The sequence below is a fragment of the Aphanothece microscopica RSMan92 genome (genome assembly GCF_046613545.2).
Classification (GTDB): domain Bacteria; phylum Cyanobacteriota; class Cyanobacteriia; order PCC-6307; family Cyanobiaceae; genus NIES-981.
Genome location: NZ_JBKKKY020000639.1, coordinates 1 through 401 on the forward strand (window position 1 = coordinate 1; position 401 = coordinate 401).

Consider the following 401-nt stretch of genomic DNA (forward strand, 5'->3'; position numbering starts at 1 on the left):
GCAGCGGAAACTGTTCAAGAAGATCGGGCAGGAGATCGCCGCGGACCCGGAGCTGAACGCCGACCTCATCGAGCCGTTCAAGAGTCAGGGTATTGGTGCCCTCGAGGAAGGGACATTGGTGATCCGCGGCAAGTACAAGGCCAGGGCCGGACATCAATTCCAGATCCGCAAGGCGATTCTGTCGAAGGTACGGACCACGCTTCAGGAGAATGGCATCAAGCTGGTGCCGAGACCGCTTCATATGCCGCAGATGGGCGGATGACCGCTCACCATCTGGCATCGACCGGGCATCCTGAGGCCCGATCCGGCGCGTGGCCTGCCCGCGAAAAATGGCCTCCTGCGACAGGATTTCGAACCTCTGCACGGGGCCGCCATGGCGCAGAAGGAGCGCAAGTCCGACG

At 62.1% G+C, this 401-nt stretch carries 1 protein-coding gene; it reads left to right on the forward strand.

Going from position 1 to position 401, the window contains the following annotated elements; genetic code table 11:
- A partial coding sequence (locus ACLD7X_RS19420; RefSeq protein WP_411425317.1) for a hypothetical protein occupies nt 1–262 on the forward strand: 262 nt, incomplete at its 5' end.
- Between the last annotated feature and the right edge of the window lie 139 nt (nt 263–401).